Origin of the sequence: Pseudoalteromonas sp. SG41-2, from assembly GCF_014164535.1 — a bacterium.
GTDB classification, from domain to species: domain Bacteria; phylum Pseudomonadota; class Gammaproteobacteria; order Enterobacterales; family Alteromonadaceae; genus Pseudoalteromonas; species Pseudoalteromonas rhizosphaerae.
The window spans coordinates 97569-117562 of sequence record NZ_JACJFK010000002.1; the positions used below are offsets into that span (position 1 = coordinate 97569).

At 41.2% G+C, this 19994-nt stretch carries 13 protein-coding genes and 6 tRNA genes; 14 read left to right on the forward strand and 5 right to left on the reverse strand.

Annotated features, from left to right (window positions below; all coding sequences use genetic code 11):
* The first annotated feature begins 25 nt into the window (after positions 1–25).
* The 12 genes from H5186_RS02030 (at position 26) to H5186_RS02085 (ending at position 9898) form a co-directional block, all read left to right on the forward strand.
* Positions 26–101: transfer RNA gene (locus H5186_RS02030), tRNA-Thr, on the forward strand.
* 47 nt (positions 102–148) lie between these two features.
* A tRNA-Phe gene (locus tag H5186_RS02035) sits at positions 149–224 on the forward strand.
* Positions 225–282: 58 nt separating this feature from the next.
* Positions 283–358: transfer RNA gene (locus tag H5186_RS02040), tRNA-Thr, on the forward strand.
* A gap of 47 nt (positions 359–405) precedes the next feature.
* Positions 406–481 (forward strand) — tRNA-Phe (locus tag H5186_RS02045).
* Positions 482–539: 58 nt separating this feature from the next.
* Positions 540–615: transfer RNA gene (locus H5186_RS02050), tRNA-Thr, on the forward strand.
* Between the two features lie 48 nt (positions 616–663).
* Positions 664–739: transfer RNA gene (locus H5186_RS02055), tRNA-Phe, on the forward strand.
* Positions 740–1180: 441 nt separating this feature from the next.
* The gene (locus H5186_RS02060; RefSeq protein ID WP_182717019.1) at positions 1181–2581 is read left to right on the forward strand and encodes a TolC family protein; all 1401 of its coding nucleotides are present in this window, start codon (positions 1181–1183) and stop codon (positions 2579–2581) included.
* A gap of 2 nt (positions 2582–2583) precedes the next feature.
* On the forward strand, positions 2584–3885 hold the full coding sequence (locus tag H5186_RS02065; protein WP_182717020.1) for an efflux RND transporter periplasmic adaptor subunit: 1302 nt from the start codon (positions 2584–2586) through the stop codon (positions 3883–3885).
* On the forward strand, positions 3882–6965 hold the full coding sequence (locus H5186_RS02070; protein WP_182794065.1) for an efflux RND transporter permease subunit: 3084 nt from the start codon (positions 3882–3884) through the stop codon (positions 6963–6965). The genes H5186_RS02065 and H5186_RS02070 overlap by 4 nt, the downstream gene beginning before the upstream one ends.
* A gap of 114 nt (positions 6966–7079) precedes the next feature.
* Positions 7080–8432: a magnesium transporter gene (locus H5186_RS02075; protein ID WP_182794066.1), complete on the forward strand. Its 1353-nt coding sequence runs from the start codon at positions 7080–7082 to the stop codon at positions 8430–8432.
* 173 nt (positions 8433–8605) lie between these two features.
* The gene (locus H5186_RS02080; RefSeq protein ID WP_169020715.1) at positions 8606–8743 is read left to right on the forward strand and encodes a hypothetical protein; all 138 of its coding nucleotides are present in this window, start codon (positions 8606–8608) and stop codon (positions 8741–8743) included.
* A 237-nt stretch (positions 8744–8980) separates the two neighbouring features.
* Positions 8981–9898, forward strand: a complete 918-nt coding sequence (locus H5186_RS02085; RefSeq protein ID WP_182767523.1) for a tetratricopeptide repeat protein — start codon at positions 8981–8983, stop codon at positions 9896–9898.
* Positions 9899–9963: 65 nt separating this feature from the next.
* On the opposite strand, the gene H5186_RS02090 is transcribed toward H5186_RS02085, so the two are convergent.
* The 4 genes from H5186_RS02090 to H5186_RS02105 all read right to left on the reverse strand — a co-directional run bounded on the left by H5186_RS02090 (position 9964) and on the right by H5186_RS02105 (position 17547).
* Positions 9964–12486, reverse strand: coding sequence for a TonB-dependent siderophore receptor (locus tag H5186_RS02090; protein ID WP_182717024.1), 2523 nt, complete (start codon positions 12484–12486; stop codon positions 9964–9966).
* A 225-nt stretch (positions 12487–12711) separates the two neighbouring features.
* Entirely contained in the window at positions 12712–13647 is a 936-nt protein-coding gene (locus tag H5186_RS02095) for a sensor domain-containing diguanylate cyclase (RefSeq protein ID WP_310737046.1), read from the reverse strand.
* A gap of 236 nt (positions 13648–13883) precedes the next feature.
* Positions 13884–14279, reverse strand: coding sequence for a DP-EP family protein (locus H5186_RS02100; protein WP_182761466.1), 396 nt, complete (start codon positions 14277–14279; stop codon positions 13884–13886).
* A 19-nt stretch (positions 14280–14298) separates the two neighbouring features.
* On the reverse strand, positions 14299–17547 hold the full coding sequence (locus tag H5186_RS02105) for a winged helix-turn-helix domain-containing protein (protein ID WP_182794067.1): 3249 nt from the start codon (positions 17545–17547) through the stop codon (positions 14299–14301).
* Between the two features lie 232 nt (positions 17548–17779).
* Between H5186_RS02105 and H5186_RS02110 the strand changes: the two genes are divergently transcribed.
* Both H5186_RS02110 and H5186_RS02115 read left to right on the forward strand, forming a co-directional pair.
* On the forward strand, positions 17780–18214 hold the full coding sequence (locus H5186_RS02110) for a hypothetical protein (RefSeq protein ID WP_182761468.1): 435 nt from the start codon (positions 17780–17782) through the stop codon (positions 18212–18214).
* Positions 18211–18408, forward strand: coding sequence for a helix-turn-helix transcriptional regulator (locus tag H5186_RS02115; RefSeq protein WP_182761469.1), 198 nt, complete (start codon positions 18211–18213; stop codon positions 18406–18408). The genes H5186_RS02110 and H5186_RS02115 overlap by 4 nt, the downstream gene beginning before the upstream one ends.
* 44 nt (positions 18409–18452) lie before the next feature.
* Here the strand turns inward: H5186_RS02115 and H5186_RS02120 are convergent, their stop codons facing one another.
* Positions 18453–19655, reverse strand: a complete 1203-nt coding sequence (locus H5186_RS02120) for an MFS transporter (protein ID WP_182761470.1) — start codon at positions 19653–19655, stop codon at positions 18453–18455.
* Between the last annotated feature and the right edge of the window lie 339 nt (positions 19656–19994).

Consider the following 19994-nt stretch of genomic DNA (forward strand, 5'->3'; position numbering starts at 1 on the left):
CGTGCCTTAGCACACAGTTTAGTGTGCCGACTTAGCTCAGCTGGTAGAGCAACTGACTTGTAATCAGTAGGTCAACCGTTCGACTCGGTTAGTCGGCACCATTTATTTAAATTAAATGTTTTAAACATTTAATTAGCACTGTTTAAGTGCCTCGATAGCTCAGTCGGTAGAGCAGAGGATTGAAAATCCTCGTGTCCGTGGTTCGATTCCGCGTCGAGGCACCATTTATCCAAAGTTATCAATCTTTAAAATTGAAACGTGCCTTAGCACACAGTTTAGTGTGCCGACTTAGCTCAGCTGGTAGAGCAACTGACTTGTAATCAGTAGGTCAACCGTTCGACTCGGTTAGTCGGCACCATTTATTTAAATTAAATGTTTTAAACATTTAATTAGCACTGTTTAAGTGCCTCGATAGCTCAGTCGGTAGAGCAGAGGATTGAAAATCCTCGTGTCCGTGGTTCGATTCCGCGTCGAGGCACCATTTATCCAAAGTTATCAATCTTTAAAATTGAAACGTGCCTTAGCACACAGTTTAGTGTGCCGACTTAGCTCAGCTGGTAGAGCAACTGACTTGTAATCAGTAGGTCAACCGTTCGACTCGGTTAGTCGGCACCATTTATTTAAATTAAATGTTTTAAAACATTTAATTAGCACTGTTTAAGTGCCTCGATAGCTCAGTCGGTAGAGCAGAGGATTGAAAATCCTCGTGTCCGTGGTTCGATTCCGCGTCGAGGCACCATTTATACTAAAGCCCTGCATGAAAATGCGGGGCTTTTTTGTTTTTATTTAAGTTAAAACATAAGCGGCCTCGAACTACGTTCGATTACAAAATGCTTCCCTGTATTTTGCCCTACGGGCCATCCTTCGGACGTTAAAAATTGTTCCAGACAATTTTTTGCCGCCTCAGTGCACCATTTATATTAAAGCCCTGCATGAAAATGCGGGGCTTTTTTTTTAGAGAAAATTAGCACAAGTAAAGTTTGCCAAGTACTCGGTTGAGTTTTCTAATTCACCTTTCACCTTTCACCTTTCACCTTTCACCTTTCACCTTTAATCCCACAAAACCTGCGCTTCACCGCTGTTTCCTTTAAGCATGTGTAATGTTATGTAAAGTCAGTTGAGCTATTGCTGCACTGGTGCTTGAATTACACTCATAAATAGCAGTAATTCAGGTTTTTATATGATTTGGCAACTTAAGCCGAGTTTAGTGGCGGTGAGTGTGTTGCTGCTCAGTGCATGCAGCAATCAGCTCAATCCTACTGAACGTGCGCAAGATATCGCAAATACCCCAGAGCTTTGGCAACAAGCGACTACGTCTGCATTAAAGGTTGAAGATAATTGGCTGCAGCAGCTAGAAAACCCACAAGTTTTTTTTCTAGTTGAACAGGCATTAGCAAATAACCAGCAAATTTTGCAGTCCGGTTATGATGTTGCTATTAAACAGCAGCAGCTAATTGCCACAGGCGCCGCGTTGTGGCCGAGCTTGGATTTATCTTCGCGGACGAATCGCAGCAAAGATAATCGCCCTGTTAGCTACAATAATGCCAGTTCGGCAAATTTAACCCTCAGCTACGAAATTGATCTATGGGGCAAGCTATCTGATGCGCAGCGTCAAGCTAACCTTGAATTTTTAGCAGAGCAAGCCAATTTTGAGCAAAGTAAGCAGCGCTTAGTAGGCGATGTAGTCAGCGGCTGGTTTAATGTCATCAGTGCGCAAAAGCTATTGGCACTGTATCAACAGCGTGAAAAAAACGCTGAGCAAAATTTGGCAATTATTGAATCGGGTTATCGCCAAGGTTTAAATGATGCGTTAGATGTGTATTTAACGCGTAATGAACTAAATACTGAACGCTCGCGAATTGCCGGGCAAAAAGCGACATTAAATCAAGCTATTCGAACACTTGAACGGCTAACTGGAGATTATCCAAAAGGCGCCTTAACTGTCGAGGCCGAGCTACCATTATTAGATAAACCTATTCCATTAGGTTTACCGTCAGAATTGATCACCCGTAAACCAAGTTTAATGGCCAGTTGGTATCAACTGTTAAGTACCGATGCTAATTTGGCCTATGCCCATAAACAACGTTTTCCCAGCTTAGATTTATCAGCAACGTTAGGTGATAGCACAGACCGAGTAAGCGACTTGTTTTCTCCGTCGAGCCTGGCATGGTCGTTGGTTGGTAGCATTTCTATGCCGCTGTTTGATGCAGGTAGACTAAAAGCAAACGAGGAAGCTGCGCGGTTAGCAGTGCTAAGCCAAGAGCAAAATTATTTAGCGAGTTTGTATGATGCATTTAATGATGTTGAACAAGCTATTTCGCAAGAGCAGTCATTACAACAGCGCTACCAGGCTACGCTTAAAGCGCAAGAAAATGCTATTGCAGCAGAGCAATTATCATTTGAGCAATATCAAAGTGGTTTAGTCACTTACACCACCGTATTAGATGCACAAGACCGCTCTTTTGATGCACAAAGCTCAGTCATCGAAATTAAAAACCAACTTATTATTAACCGTATAAATCTTCATATTGCCCTTGGTGGCGATTTTTCACAGCCAACCAACGCATCAACAGAGCAATAACTATGAACTTAAAAACCAGAAAAATATTGATCCCAGCCGTAGTGATTGCAGCAACCGCAGCAATCGTTATGTTCATTCAAGGTAACCCGCCGCAAGCTAATCGTTTTGCAGCGCCACCTAAAGCACAAATTAGTGTGGCAGTGCAGTTACTAACACCGCAATCATACCAAGTGATGATTGATAGTTTTGGCACCGTAAAACCACGTACGCAAAGTGGCTTAGTTGCTCAAGCATCGGGGCAAATCATTGCGGTTAGTGAGCAGTTTCGCGAAGGGGGCTTTTTTGAAAAAGGGGATGTGTTACTGCAACTTGATGATAGGGATCACCGCGCTGAAGTAAAAGCCGCACAAGCAAACTTATTAACTGCGCAACAGGGCTTACAAGAAGAGCAAGCGCGTGGACGTCAAGCTTTGGTTGACTGGCAGCGTTTAGGTAATGGTGCACAAGCGAGTAACTTAGTGTTGCGCGAACCACAATTAGCCGCAGCGCAAGCACAAGTGTTGTCAGCTCAAGCGCAACTTGAAAAAGCTGAACTTGATTTAGAGCGTACTAAAATTACAGCTCCTTATGCCGGTCGTGTACTCAGTCGCAGTGTTGATCTAGGCCAAGTGGTGTCTAATAATACTCAGCTTGCAACGATTTATGCCATTGATAGTGTGGAAATTCGTCTGCCAATCAAAAATAAAGATTTGCCATTTATAAACTTACCAGAGCAATATCGTGATGGGCAAAAAAATGCACTTGGATCAGCGGTGCATTTCACTTCAGACTTAGTCGGCAAGCAAAGTTGGCTTGGGCAAATTTCGCGTACCGAAGGAGCTATTGATGAAAGCGCCCAACAACTGTACGTGGTGGCACAAATTAATGATCCATACAAAGCAACAGCGCAAAACCAATACCCAATTAAGATAGGGCAATATATTAAAGCGCAGATCAGCGGTAAACAGGTAAACGATGTATTGGTTATTCCTAACAGCACCATTTATCAAGGCAGCTATGTGTATGTTGTTGAGCAAGGCGTACTTAAGCGTAAAGAGATTAGCTTAGCATGGCAAAACGCCACGCAAGGAATTATTGCCAGTGGTTTAACGGCTGGTGAACAGTTGGTACTCACACCGCTTGGTCAGGTGAGCTCGGGTACGCGAGTTAAAGTAATGGGTGAACCCGCAACCTCGACAGAACCTGTGAAAAAACAGCGCCCAAGTCGTGAGCAGCTAGAAGAGATGGCTAAGAAACAGGGTATTACTGTTGAGCAGTTAGTTGAAAAACGCCGCGCAGCAAGATCGCAAGGAGATAAACCATGATAGCTTGGTTTACCAAAAATCATGTTGCAGCTAATTTATTGCTGATCAGCATTGTATTTGCGGGTCTATTTAGTTTAACTACGCAAATACCGCTTGAAGTATTTCCTTCATTTGAAACCGATCGCATTAGCGTTAGCGTATCATTACGTGGCTCAACGCCAGAAGATGTAGAGCAAGGGGTGACGATTCGAATTGAAGAGTCAGTGCAAGATTTAGAAGGGATCAAGCAGATCTCAAGTCGCTCCTCAGAAGGCTCTGCCTCGGTTAGCATCGAAGTTGAAAGCGGTTATGATCCGCGGGAGTTATTAGCCGATATAAAAAGCCGGGTTGATGCGATCAATACCTTTCCTGTTGATGCCGAAAAGCCCGTTGTAGCTCTTGCAGAGCGCAAGCGCGAAGTCATTGCAGTCACCGTTGCCAGCGATTACGGCGAAAAAGAAACCCGCGAATACGCCGAGCAAGTACGAGATCAATTACTACGTTTACCGAGCGTGACGCAGGTTGAACTAAGTGGCGTGCGCGATTACGAGTTAGCCATTGAAGTCAGTCAAGATACATTACGCCAATATAGTTTAAGTTTAAGTGATATTTCACGGGCCATTAGCAATTCGAGCTCAGACATTTCTGCGGGGAATTTAAAAACCGAAGGCGGCGACGTACTCATTCGCTCTAAAGGCCAAGCTTACCGTAAAGACGAATTTGCCCAAGTTGTAGTAAAACACCAAAGCGATGGCACCATAATTCGCCTTGGAGATATTGCTAAAATTAGCGATGACTTTGAAGAAACCCCAGTGCGCACCCGCTTTAATGGTAAACAAGCCGCGTTTATTGATGTGTACCGAATCGGCCCGCAAAGTGCTATTACCGTGGCGGATGAGGTTAAAGAATTCATTGAAAACCAGCAAACAAATCTGCCGATGGGGTTTGAGCTGAGTTACTGGGATGATGATTCAGAACTGGTTAAAAGTCGTATTGCCACGCTTACCACTAATGCCTTACAAGGCGGCATTTTAGTGTTGGCTTTACTGACGTTATTTTTACGACCGGCCATCGCATTCTGGGTGTTCATTGGTATTCCAGTATCGTTTATGGGGGCTTTTTTAGCGATGCCATTGTTTGGTGTAACACTGAACATTATGAGCTTATTTGGTTTTATTTTAGTACTGGGAATTGTTGTTGATGATGCCATTGTTACTGGTGAAAATGTTTATACTCATTTAAAAACGGCTGAATCAGGTGAACAAGCGGCTATTCGTGGTACCCAAGAAGTGGCAACGCCGGTAACGTTTGGGGTTTTAACCACAGTCGCGGCCTTTTTACCTTTGGCGTTTATTGAAGGTGGGCGTGGCGCGTTATTTGCGCAAATTCCAGTGGTGGTGATCCCCGTGCTATTATTCTCGTTAATTGAGTCTAAGTTCGTGTTACCAGCGCATTTAAAGTACATCAAATTACGTCATCAAAAAGGCGAGCCCTCAAAATTTGATAAGTTCCAACAACGTTTTGCTGATGGTTTTGAGCATGCAATCTTAAAATACTATCAGCCCATTTTAAACCTCGCTTTACGGCATAAACTAGCAACGGTGGGCTTGTTTGTTGGTATTTTCTTGATCATTTTAACCATGATCACCAGTGGTTGGACTAAGTTTATTTTCTTCCCACGTATTCCAAGTGAAACGGTTCGAGTTAACTTAACCTTGCCAACGGGCACACCGTTTGAAGTGACTAATAAATATGTCATTGATATGTCGGATAAAGCACGCCAATTACAAGATAAGTACCGCGATGAAGATACAGGTGAAAGTGTTATTTTAAATATACTCGCCACCACAGGCGGGCGCGGTGGTGCGTCTAATTCCGGCAGTGTTCGTTTTGAAATAACACCCGCTGAAAGCCGCGACTCTGATATTGGCTCGCGCGAGCTTGCCAGTGAATGGCGCGATTTAATTGGTATTATACCTGGCGCTGAAAGCTTAACTTTTAGAGCCGAAATTGGCCGTAGTTCCGATCCGATTGACGTACAGTTAACGGCAACCTCACTGACAACATTGCAAGAAGTGGCTGATCATGTCAAAGCGCGGTTAGCGACATACCCAACGGTATTTGATATTGCTGATAGTATGTCTGATGGCAAAGAAGAGCTACAAATAGAGCTAACAGAGCAAGGCCTAGCACTGGGGTTGAATCGTGTTGATGTATCGCAACAAGTGCGTAATTCATTTTTTGGAGCGCAAGCTCAGCGTATTCAACGTGGCCGCGATGATGTGCGAGTAATGGTGCGTTTACCAATCGAAGAGCGCCGCTCAGTGGCGGATCTAAAAGATATTTTAATCAATCTACCCGATGGCGGCACTGTGCCTTTATCGCATGTAGCTAAGCTGGTGCCAGGGCAAAGTCCTTCGTCGATAAATCGCATTGATCGCTACCGTACTTTGAATGTTACCGCTGATATTGAAAAAGAAAACACCAATATGACGGTGCTCCAAGCTGACTTAAAAATTTACCTAGATGAGCTTGTACAGCAATACCCTGGTGTAAGTCACTCACTCGAAGGCGAAGCCAAAGAGCAGCGAGAGTCATTTGGTTCACTTGCATGGGCATTGGTTTTTGTGTTTTTTATTATCTACGGCTTATTAGCAATCCCATTTAAATCCTACTTGCAGCCATTGATCGTTATGAGTGTGATCCCATTTGGCATGATAGGCGCGGTAATAGGGCATTGGATCATGGGCATGGAACTGACCATTATGAGCTTACTCGGCATGCTAGCCTTAATTGGTGTAGTGGTGAACGATTCACTCGTTTTGGTTGATTTTATTAATAAAAAACGCAGTGAAGGGGGGGATTTACTGGAGGCGGTAAAAATGGCGGGCGCATCACGTTTTCGTCCTGTGATGTTAACCAGCTTAACGACCTTTATAGGCTTAATGCCGCTACTGTTTGAGAAGGCAACACAAGCGCAATTTTTGATCCCGATGGCGGTGAGTCTTGGTTTTGGAATTATTTTTGCGACCTTTATTACCTTGTTGCTAGTGCCAGTTAACTACTTGTTGATGGAGCGCCTGCAAGGCTGGTTTAAATAAAAAGTTATTCCCCACAATCTATTAGGTTGTGGGGAATACACGCAAAATTTCTCAAACTATTTTTTCAAGCTGAGGTAAACTAATCACAAAGTAGTTAAATTCAAAGGCTTCAACATGATTGAATACCCGATTGATCAACTCCCACAGCTTATCGATGAGCTTCTGCAATGCGATACCACAGAACGTAAAAACAAGCTGTTAGCCGACGCTAAAGAAATTCTCTCAACTGAGCATTTGTCGTTATTGTTTGAAGCATTGCCAAAAGAGCAACGTTTAGATATTTGGCAGTTGTTAGATGAAGACACCCAGCACGAAATATTTATTAATTTAGGCGCGGATAGCTGTCGTTGGTTATTACAATCACTAGATGAAGATGACGGTTTTAAATTACTTGATGAAGTGAGTGTTGAAGAGTTACTAGAACTCGAAGAGATAATTCCGGAGCGCTTTGTTGAATACGCGCGCCATCAATTGGATGAAGTACAAACTAAGCAGTACGAGCTTGCACAGCAATACAACCCAGAGCAATTAGGTCACTGGTTGGATTTTGACGCTATTAAAGTATCTGAAAAGCTAACCGTTGCAGGTGCTCGCAAAATCTTGCAAAAAGGTTTACCTCAGTACAGTGAAGTGATTTATTTAGTTAGCCGTAAAGGCACTTTAATTGGTGAAGTGCCAGTTAATGCATTATTTAAAGCTAACGACTCTGATACTTTGCTGAGTTTTGCAGTGCATGATGTTGCCTCTTTACATGCCGATGATGACTTATACGAAGCGGCTGAAGTGGTGATCCATAGCGAAAGAATGGCTATGTCAGTGGTCAATGCAGATAACAAGCTGTTAGGGCGTTTAAAAGTCACTTCAGCCTACGAGTTGCGCCAAGAGGTAACCGATGAAGCCGCAGCTAAAGCGGGTGGTTTACGAGAAGACGAAGACCTATTTGCCAGCGTACGAAAAAGTGCGAAAAACCGTGGTATTTGGTTAGGCATTAATTTAGCAACCGCATTTTTAGCATCCTGGTTTATTGGCTTATTTGGCGCAACCATTGAGCAAGTAGTTGCATTGGCAGTATTAATGCCGGTAGTTGCATCAATGGGCGGTATTGCCGGTAGTCAAACACTTACCGTAATCGTCCGCGGTTTAGCGCTTGGTCAGGTAACCGACTCAAACCGTAAGGCGTTACTTAAAAAAGAGCTTAGGGTAGGGGCTGTAAATGGCTGTGTGTGGGCTATGGTAATTGGTGTGCTTACCTATTTCTGGTTTAGTGATGTGATGCTCAGTATCACTATTACAGTGGCTATTTTGCTTAATTTAATTGCAGCCTCTTTGTCTGGCGTGGTGATCCCTTCGATTTTAGATAAAATGAAAATCGACCCGGCACTGTCAGGTTCAGTAATCTTGACAACAGTGACCGATATCGTTGGCTTTGTCACTTTCTTAGGGTTAGGTAGTTTATTACTACTTTAGTATTTTAGTGTACGCAGTATGATAACTTTTACAGGTATTTGATTAATTTCAGTTTTATTTCTGTTGTGTGAACCTTTAGTGAAGAACTGGTTGGCGCGTATCATCTGGTTCTTTTTTATCATAAAGTACAACTCTCGCAGTTGCGAGCTACATAATTAAAAAGGAAATACTCAATGTCAAAGAAACCAGCTAAAGCAATCAGTAAAGAAGTAAAATCGATTAAAAAAGAAATCAGCGCTCGTAAAGATAAAGTCGCAAAACAAAAAGCCAAAATAGGTAAGCTTAAAAAAGCGCTGAAAAAAGCAGCTTAATTTAGCATACAAAAATACTGCTGTGCGACCAGTTATTCAGCGCCATCAGTAAAGGTATATATACCTTTCAAATGCTTAGGCAATTATAAAATATTTTTGTAATTGCCTAAGCCAGTTTATTATCCCCACTCTTAGTACGTAACGATCTGTTTTTGTATAATATTTGTTAATAATTTTATGCAAATATGTTTTAATCTATGTATATCCTTTACAGCATTAAGCGTTTACTTAAACTTTATGATAAAAAATCACTTCATAGTCGCTATTTTTATCTTTATTTTCTCTACGCTAGCTAATGCGTCTGAACACTTTAGTGATCACGAACAATTCTGCTTACAGCAGCCAGAGAAAGACTGCTTAGTTTATATTAATGAACGTATAGAGAAATCAGAGCTAGATTCTTCTCGGTGGTACAAAGCCAAGTCTTACTTATTTGATTATTATTACGATAAAAGTGATTATGAAACCTTAAAAATCATTGTTGAGCCATTCGCAGAACGAGATGATCTACCTGAAGTATTTAAAGTCCAAGTTTACTTTTATTATGCCAAAGCCTTACGTTACTCTGAGGATGATGAGCTTGCAGAAATCTATGCTAATAAGGCTCTTACAGATATACAGTTGATGTACGACGCGTTTGCAGATCCAATGCGAATGCTTGAGTTAGCCAATTTGCAGTATGTTTTTGGTAATAAAGAATCCGCTTTTCAAATGCTACTCAAAACCGAACGAAAGTTTGGCAAGAGTAAAGACCCAATTTTTAATTTTGAATTACATTCCAATAAAGCAAATATTTATCATGCTTTTGGCGATTTAGAAAATGCCAGAGATAGTAGAAAAAAAGCACTCGATTGGATACTTCCAACTCAGCATCAAGGCAAAATTATTGTTGCACAAGGGAATTTAGCGCGTACATATCAATTGCTCGGACAGTATGACCTTGCCATTAAGTATTATGTTGACTCGTTAAGTTATATGGTCGATGGCAGCGATGATATTACCAAAGCTTCGCATACATTAAGGCTGGCAGAAATATGCTGGCAAGCAAAAGATAATCAGCAGGCCATTAAGTGGTTTAAAGCGGTTAAAGTGAGTGACTTAAATCGTAACCATAAAATAGTCTATGAACAATTAGCTAAAGCCTTAACTTTGTAGCGATTGTAACTATGCACCCTCGATAAGACGGCCCATATTTATATGGGCCGTAGTTATTTGTTTAATTAAAAGCTAAACGCTACATTCGCATAAACAAAGCGGCCATCTAAACTATATGGCGTGAACCCGCTGTAAGTGAAAATTTGGTTAAAATCACTATAACCAATATTACTTACCGTATCTTGCGGGTACTGATCAAATAGATTATTAGCACCTAAAGCAAGTTTCCATTGCTCAGTTGGACGATATGCCACTTCAATATCGGTGAGCCACTTTGCTTTTAGAAGCTCATCACCCTCAGCACTACTTGAGGTATCAACTACTTCACCATAGCGTGTTGCACGAAGCGTGGTTTGAATATTTTCATAATCCCATGTTGCAGACAGGTTCCATTTATCTGCTGGTGTGCCTTTTTCGAATCGAGAAATTTCACGTCGTGCAAAGTATTGATATTCATCACCTAACGCTTCCAGTTCCGGTGGATTGTCTTTCACATGAGTAACTTCTGTATCGTTAAAGTTTACAGCGGCACTTAAGCGTAAGTCACCATAGTCAGCTAAACCAAGTAAATAGGTGGCAACAATATCTACCCCTTGAGTACGCGAATCGATAGCATTGGTAAAGTAGCGCACACTTTGGGTATTAAGCTCAGCGGCTTGTTGTAAAATAGCTTCAACAGCAGGGCCTTCTAAGTTTTCAGAAAGCACAATGCGATCATCAATATCGATACGATAAGCATCAAGCGTGAAGCTAAAATTACCTTCTGTGAAGATAAAACCAGCGGTCATATTGACAGACTCTTCAGCGTCTAAATCTTTTGCGCCAAGCGCTTTGGCAGCAGGCTCACTACTTGGAAATAATCCGACTTCTCTAGGTACGCCATTTTCAAATACAGTGCTGACTGATTTATAAGACGTTTGTGCAAGAGACGGTGCTCTAAAACCACTACTGATAGCACCACGTAACGATAATGAAGGAGTAATGCTATAGCGGCTGGCAAGTTTCGCTGTAAAAGTACTGCCAAAGTCACTATAGTCTTCAAATCGACCTGCTAGCACAGCATTCCAATTTTCAGTGAGGTAGGTATCAAATTCAGCAAATAGAGCAATGTTATGGCGGCTTTTATCAGTTGCACTATCCGGTGAAAAACCTGATAAAACTTGTGCACCACCGGCGGCAACAGGTACGCCTTGTGCATCAAGTACCGTTAAATACGAAGCTTGTTCACCGGCTTTGATTTGGTAGTTTTCATGGCGATATTCAGTACCAATGGTAACAAACACGTCATCAGGTAAGCCTAAGTCAAAGCTATTGCTGGCATCCATGTTAACAAGGAATTGTTCATACACTAATGCGCCATTATCAAACTCTGTCGGACTGTTAGCACCCATAGAGGTATTGATGCTATTGCTAACACCTAAGGCAAAATCATTGCGACCATAATTAGTGCTGATATCCCATGTCCAATCATTACTAACCCCATTTAAACCGATAGCAAACGAATAGTCGTCAACATCAGTGTCAATGTTTGGTAAAAACCCATCTGGATAAACGCTTGGCAAATTACGGTTGTCTTTGGCACGACGATAGAAACCGCCTGAGTTACCTTTACGATTTGAATAACTGGCAAAAGAGTAAAGTGATAAGTCATCACTAAAGTCGTAGCCAAGATTATAAAATAGCGCGATATCTTCAACATCGGCTTTACCAAAGCGGTGATTATAACGGTCAAACGTCAGCTCTTTTGGATCAAGCGCGCCGTTTTCATCACGATTATATTGTTCTCGCTCATCAATACCTGAGCGGTTAGTTGGCTCGTTGTTACGGGTTTCAATTGAGATATTGATAAAGCCATTCTCGCTAAGCGAAAAGCCCGCATTGGCACTTGCAGTTCGGGTAATACCATCGTTTACTTTACGGTCTTCGCCTTTGGCAAAGCTTAAATTACCTTGCGCATCAGCACTGGTGCTGAGTAACTGAGGAGAGCCCGCCATTTGTGTGTCGTACTCACCATAGGTGTAGCTTACACTACCGCCTTCATCGGCATCTTTGAGTACAATATTAATCACACCAGCAATGGCATCTGAGCCATATTGCGCAGCTGCACCATCACGCAGTACTTCAACACGTTTAATTGCAGAGGTTGGAATATTATTTAAATCAACGGCAGTAGAGCCGCGGCCAACGGTGCCGCCTAAGTTTAATAAAGCACCAGAATGACGGCGTTTACCATTGACAAGTACTAAGGTGTGATCGGGAGCTAGGCCTCTTAATACTGCAGGTTTTGCATGGTCAGTACCATCAGCGAGGGTTGCACTTGGGTAGTTAAAGCTAGGTAATTGGGCTGCAAGCACTTGGCTTATTTCTAGTTGGCCTGTGGTTGCTAGATCACGACTGGTTAGCAAGTCTACAGGAACTGTACTTTCCGACAGGCTGCGTAAACTACGACGTGTGCCGGTGACCGAAATAACTTCAATATCTTTTACTTCGTTTTCGCTAGTTGGTTGCTCTGCTGCAATGGCACTTACTTGAAAAGCAAATGTACTGCATATTGCTAAATGTAGGGGCAGTTTTTTTAAGTTAGCCATATAGTAATCCCTTGAGTATGTTGATTTTAACCAACAACATTTTACTAATAAAATGTTTACTCAACAAAGAATAGATCAGAATACCATAGTAGCAATGTACCTTAATTGTTAATATTTTGCGTCTTATGTAACTGTTAGTGTGTTTTATTTACAAGTTGCAGTTCTATCTGCAAAAAGTAATAGCGAGCTGTAACTGATAGACAAATTATTTACCGTTATAGCGTATTAAGCACTAATACTAATTTTATTTCTGCCGTCAGATTTTGCTCTATATAAAGCCGTATCAGCGGCACATATTAGCGCTTCGCAGGTGCGGTATTGGTTATCAAATTCGCAGGCAATACCTTGGCTCACACTTACTTTAACTTCTGGCGGTAGGCCAATATCAGTAAATGACATCGCATTAATTTGTTGTTGAATATGTCTGGCAACAACGGCGGCACTATCACGGTTGCAACGTGGCAGAATAACAGCAAATTCTTCACCGCCATAGCGAGCGGCTAAACAATCTCTTGATGGTATACATTGCAAAATAACCTTGGCTATTTTTTGTAAGCACTTATCGCCTTTAATATGGCCGTAGGTATCGTTGAACCTCTTAAAATGATCGACATCAATTAATATACTAGTTAATGGCTGGTGGCTTTGAATACTTTCTTGCCAGTATTGTTTTAATGATTCATCTAGCGTGAAGCGATTAGCAAGCCCAGTTAAATGATCTGTTGATGCTTGTACTTTTAATTTATTATATATTGCTTTGTGAATACTTAAATCATGTAATATGCATACATAAAGTTTTTGCGCTGACGCAATGCTTGAAGGCATATTAGAAATAGATAAGTCGGCCTCAATTATATTGCCATCCGCTTTATTTATTTTTACTTCATTAGGACCAAAGTTAAGGCGAGTATCTTTTATATCTAACCAGTTTAGTAACGTATACATGTATTTATCACGATCAGTTTCGTGTAAAAATTGTAGCAAGCTTTGCCCAATCAGCGACTGCTGAGAGTCACCTAAAAGCTGCGCCGCCATCGGGTTAACAAACTCAAACGTGCCTTGCTCATCGATAACAAAAATGCCTTCGGCGGTACCATTAAACAGTTCAATCAAGGCACCAAACTGTAAGTGAGAAAGACAGGCAGAAAGGGTTTTGCCAATAGCAGCTGATTGCTTATTTGCATTAAGTGTATGGTTGTTAGTATTTGTTTGCTTAGACACGTTTGATCCCTACGCTTTGCTATACGTTTTTGGTGTCTATAAATTTACTTAAAAAAGTGCAAATAAACCTTCTGGTAATCTTCTGGTTTTAACATGTTGATTTTTATTGTTTTGTTTTTAAATTTGCACAGGTTTTAACTAACCTGTGCAAAGTATTCAGGCATTATTAGCTTGTTTTAGTTAGGTTTTCTATCGTTTTCTACTTGCGGGTCTGGGCTTTTATAAGTTTTACCGTCACGTTCTACTACAAAACGCATGCAAGTACGGCCAGTATTTTCATTTGAATCATAAACACAAATGGCTCTCCCCCCTTTTATTAATGCGCCTGCAAAGTCTTCTTTAGCGCAAGACTCTTCAAAGCCTTCAACTTCAGAGAACTCTACATCAAAAAACGTGATGCCTTCATTGCTAGGATGATTTTTAATAATATAAAGGCCAATTGAGTTGGCATCTACAACGCTGCCACCACCGCTCACTACTTTGTCATTTTCATAGTAAGTTATTATGGCTTCGTCATTATCGTTTATAGTAATGTCTACGTTAAATATATATGGCGTTAAAGTTGGAAGCATGTTTTTTCCTTTTCGATTGTTATAGTTCAAAGTTACTGATGCCCAAATTAATTAGGCTGTTTTTTAATTCTGTAATCTCGGCTTCTTTATTTAAGCAAATATGCGCTTGAATAAGAGGGAAGGTATGATATATGCTTTTATTTTTTTTATCTCCCAAAGCAATGAGTGCATTTTGGCAATATATTTTTCTTTCTTCTTTATTTGAGGTTAGTTTAGCATTAATTAAATTTACTATTGCGAAAATTGACCCCGAATCATTTTCATTAAGTCGATTTACTTGCTCTTTATAATCGTCACTTTGTTCAAGTGCTATTAACAGTGTTTTAGCTTTTTCGTAAAAGCCTCGTTGTAAAAAATACTCAATCAAGCTTATTTGGGTATTAATTATTACTGTATTGTTAAACTTCTCTTGAGCTATAAAACTCAGTATTTCGTCTATTTTACTATTGATTTTTTTGTCATCAGATAACGCTAATTGCAAAGCTAAAAAGCGAAAATAGGAACGTTGAAATTGGTTGTTTTCTGGGTCTTGTAAACGAGCAAGGTTAATCGTGTTTGTTGCTTGCTCGGCTTTTTTATAAGCTGCGCTTTTGTCAGTAAAGTAACTTAACAAATAACTTTGTTGTATGTAATTTGACGCAAGCCCCTTATATAAACTAGCGTCATTAGGGTACTTACTCAGCATGGTACTTAGTTCGTTCGCTGCACTATTAAACATAGTAAGCGTATCATTAAAGTTTCCTAATTTTTCCTCTGTACTGGCAAGCCAACTAAGAGTATCGGCCCTATCGCGTAGCAAATTTTTATTGTTGGGTTTCAGTTCAAGGGCTTTATTTTTTAGAGCTAGCGACTGTGTAAAATTTTGCTTTGCGGCTTGGTAGTTAAATTGATTTAAATACAGGGAGCCTAATGAGTTATGTGAATACGATAGCTCCATAATGGAGTTAAAGTCATTGGGTGCTAATGAATACATTGTTTCACTATAAGCGTGGTATTTTTTAAACATTGGCTCTGTGGCAGCGTAATCACTTTTATCATAATGAAGCTGGCCTAACCAAAAAGCATTTGCGCCCGCAAGCGTTAATAGTTCTAAATTATCTGGTTGTATTTTTAAGAGTGCTTCAAGGCGAGTGCGGGCGTTTTCAAACGCGGTATAGGCCTCACTGGTTTTGCCGCGGGAATAGGCTACGTCGCCCATTGCCTCAAGGGTTTGTGCATATTGAAAGCGGTTGTTAAATTCTTTTTTTTGGTCGTTAAAACTAAAAAGAGAGCTGGGCTCTTCTGCTTGATTGGTAAAGTACTCCAGCGCTTTATTGCTAATACCATCGAGCAAATCCATACGTTTAACGCTACGCAGTTTATCGGCAAATTCACCCACCATAAAGCCAAGTAGGCTTTCGGCTTCTAAGCGTTTTTGCTGCGCGACTTGCTCGGCGTGGTAGCTGCGTACGCTCATAAAGGTGGCTATAAAACTGAGTAAAATAAGGGCAACCGCGGTGGCTTGTAACACTCTTTTTTTACGTTTTGCCCTGCGGTTTGATGCTTTAATTAAACTTAGTTCAGCAGCGCTGAGGCTAAACATAACGTTATTTATCAGGCTTTGTGCTTCTTGTAATGGCTTGCCCTGCGCTAATAAAAAGTCGGCATGTTTTTGCTCGTTTAACCAGCGCTCGGTGGCGATTTGCAAGCGACTTTTAATGGCTAAGCTTTGTTGGTGTTGGTTTATCCAGTCTATGGCACGTTGCCACTGACGTAGTAGCGCTTCGTGTGCCAAACTAAAACAGGCTTGCTCGTTTTTAAGGTGCGATACAAATAAGCGGCTATCGACCATCGCTTGTGCAAGTTGTGTTTGTGCCGGGGTGGTGAGTTCATCCCAACGGGCTGCGCGGCTGGTGAGGGTTTCGCCATCGGCGTGCAGGGTAATTAGTTTTGATAATACCAAGCTCAGCTGGGATTGTTGTTGCTTGGGCAGTTGTGTAAAAACGTGCTCAGCTTTTTGGCCAATCGCGCCTTCAATACCGCCCAATGCTTGATATTCAGAGACTAATAGCTCATCGTTTTCGCTGCGCTGTAAGTACAGTTGTTGCAAAGTGTATTGCAGCATTGGCAGGGCATCGGGGTTATTGGCGGTGTCGTTACAGAGCATTTCATCCAGTGGTGTTTGGTGCTCAGGGTCAAGCTGCCAACTAAGCCCTGCGGCTAAAGCTGGCAGGCGGATCATCTGTTTTAATTCAGCGCGAGTTGGCGGCAGTAAGTCAAAATGGGCGCCATTGGCTTTGCCTGCCATTAAGCTAGGTTGATTAACCACTTGCGGATAAAAGTCATTTCGACAGGCGCTAAATATAATCATGCAGTTACTGGTGGCCAGTAACTCTATAATTGTTAAAAACTGGCTGCGCTCTTGCTCGCTAAATACTGGCGACGACAGTAATACTTCAAGGCGGTCGATAAATAAAAATAAATACGGTTTTATATGGGCTGTTTGGCTTTGCTTTACAGCCATTTGGCAACCCTCAATAACTTGCTCGGGCGCGTTTTGTAATAACTCGCTCAAGGTGTCGGCACTCATATCACTAAGCACCGGGGCGTCGTTGATTTCTAAATCAAGTAGGGTAGAGGCTAAATCGAGAAATAACCGATCTTTAGTTATATCAGCAAAATCAAGTTGGCAGTATGACTCAACCCGAAAGCCATCAAAGCCTGATTCACTCATTAATGCCGGTAATATACCTGCATTGACTAAAGATGATTTACCTGAGCCACTAGAGCCGAGCAATAAGCTAAAAGCACGGCCAAAACTTATTTGTGCCGATACCCGTTGTAATAGTGTGTTTATTTGCTTGCTGCGGCCAAAAAAAACATCGGCTTCATTGGGAGTAAACGCGCTTAAGCCAACAAAGGGTGAGCTGCCTTGCCATTTTATATGGCTGGCTTTTTGTTCTTCATCGAGAGGCAGCTCTATTTTGGCGATAACGCGGTAGCCGCGCTTGCGGATTGTCTCTATGTATTGCGGATCACTGGCTTTGTCGTCAAATGCTTTACGTAATTGCGTGATAACTTTGTGCAATGGATTATCGCCCACCGCAACAGTGCGCCAACAATGGTTAATGATCTCGTCACTGCTAACTAATTCTCCTTGTTTTTCGCATAATAACAATAAAACATCCATCGCTTTGGGCTCAAGTTGTTTGACTTGCGCACCTCGTCGTAAGCTATTGGTGGCAGGTGTTACTTGCCATTCACCGACAAAGAAAACAGATTTACGCATGCAGGGCTCATCATTGTTATTGTTAAAATTGAGGTTGCTTTAAACAGCTTTGTTTTATCCTACTGCAAGCAATAAGTTAATACAATATTCTGAGTTAAACGTTAAAAAGCTTTATTAAACAGTTACAGTTCAAGTGATGTCTATCTTACATTACTTTATGTAAAGCCTGCTTGACTTTTCTGTGAGCCTCAACAATACTTAGTCAAGTTTACTTGACTAAAAAGGCGAGAGCATGAAACAACAAACAGGATTAACATTCAAACAACGCAACAAACTAAACACTGTTTATTTAGCAAAGTGGACTCTGGCATGGGTTTTAACTTTGGCGCTTGCGTCATTCGGGCCATTATTGCTGTGGGGCGAGCAGAACACGCTACTTAGTATAGTGGCAATTATGGTCAATGTTTGCGCAGGTATTATGATGATTATGGCAAATAAACGCCATTTAGCTGGCTTAGATGAATTGCAGCAACGGTTACATTTAAATGCAATGGCGATTACCTTAGGAGGGAGTTTAGTATTTGGTTTAGCATACTCGGTATTACAAACGAGCGGGGTAATTTCGTTTCGACAAGGGATTTCTCATTTAGTGATGTTTATGGGGATAACTTATTTAGTGTCTGTCGTAGTGATAAATAAACAACTTGGCGCTGAGGACGAAGAATGAAAAACCGCCTTAAAGTATTGCGCGCGGAGCATGACCTTACTCAGGCAAAATTAGCAGAGCTACTTGATGTATCAAGGCAAACGGTGAATGCTATCGAAAAAGGCAAGTTCGATCCTAGTTTACCGTTAGCGTTTAAAGCAGCTCGTTTATTTAAATTAAAAATTGAAGATATCTTTCAAGATGAAGAGATATAAATTCTACACTCTGCGTACTTTAAGTACGCAGAGTGTAGCGCTGTTTATGGGGCAACTAGTTGCGGTTTTTGTTTACCCATTTGCAATGCACTCAGTAACCACATGATAAATCCACCAGCAAATAACACTGCGGCGACATAGCCGGTTTGATTAGGTTGCGCGCCTTGTGCAATTGCTAAGCCGCCAACCCAAGGACCAATTGCATTTGCAGTATTGAATGCGCATTGTACAAGTGCGCCAATCATTGCGTGCCCATGGGGAGATACATCCATCAACATAGTTTGGATAACTGTGCCAAGTCCGACACTAAAGCCAATAAAAAATATAACCGCATAAAGTAACCAAATGTTATGGCTTGCCATTACATAAGTTGTAGCAAAAACGATTGCGCCAACAAGTGCTATACCAGTGGTTTTAAGGGGCGAATGATCAGCTGCCTTACCTAAAATATAGTTGCCCAGCGTGCAACCAATACCGAACATAACCATTGCAATTGATATAGTGTAGGCTGGTGTGTGAGTGACCACTAAAATTGTATCGGCAATATAAGTATAAATGCAAAACACCCCGCCAAAGCCAACAATAATGATCCCTAAAATTGACCAAACCAGCTTATTTTTCAGTACGCTCAACTCGCTTAATAACGACGAAGGGGCTGAATTTTTTGTGTTTGGTATGAACTTTACAATTAGAATTAACGCAACAAGTGCCAGCACTGCGGTGCCCGCTAAACAATAACGCCAACTAAAATTTTGACCGACTAAAGTAACCATAGGCACGCCAACAATCGTTGCTATGGTAAGGCCCATAAATACTTTAGACATAAAGCTGGCGCGTTTATTGGTAGGTGCTATATCTGCGGCTAATAAAATGGCAACAGCAAAATAAGCTCCGTGGGGTAAACCACTTAAAAAGCGAAATAATATAAGCTGCTCTAACGAATTAGCAAATGCGCTTAAGCCGTTAAATATAAACATCATCGACACAAATAATAGCAAAGCATTACGCTTGCGCATGTTTGCTGTGGTGATCATAAAAAACGGTGCGCCGATCACTACGCCAATCGCATAGGCGCTAATGGTATAACCGCTTTGTGCTGGTGTTGAGGCAAATGTTTCGCTAAACAATGGCAGCATCGGCATCATCGAAAATTCCGATAATCCTAAAATAAAAGTACCCAGTGCAAGTACTAACAAAATAGCGGTAGTGCTTAGCGTATTGTTCACGACGCTAGGTTCAGGTGACATAGATAACCCTTGTAAAAAGACTGACGACAAAATATGAATGATTTATTTAATAAAAAGCAGGAAACTGCAATTTTGAAGAACCAATTAAACCGCGATTGTATGATAAAAATAAGTCAGCGTCTTGCACTAAAAACAGTGTATTTAGAGCAGAAAATACGATTTTAGATTGCAGTGTTTTTGGCTGAATAGGAACGTTCTAATTTTCAATGACTTGATATATTCACCTTGGTTATTAAGCGGCATGCTGATGAAAAATAAATTTTCAGTGGTTGTGGCTATTTTATGTTTTTAGTGTTCTAACAGCCTTTTAAAAGTTATTAGCGTGTTTAAAATAAGAAC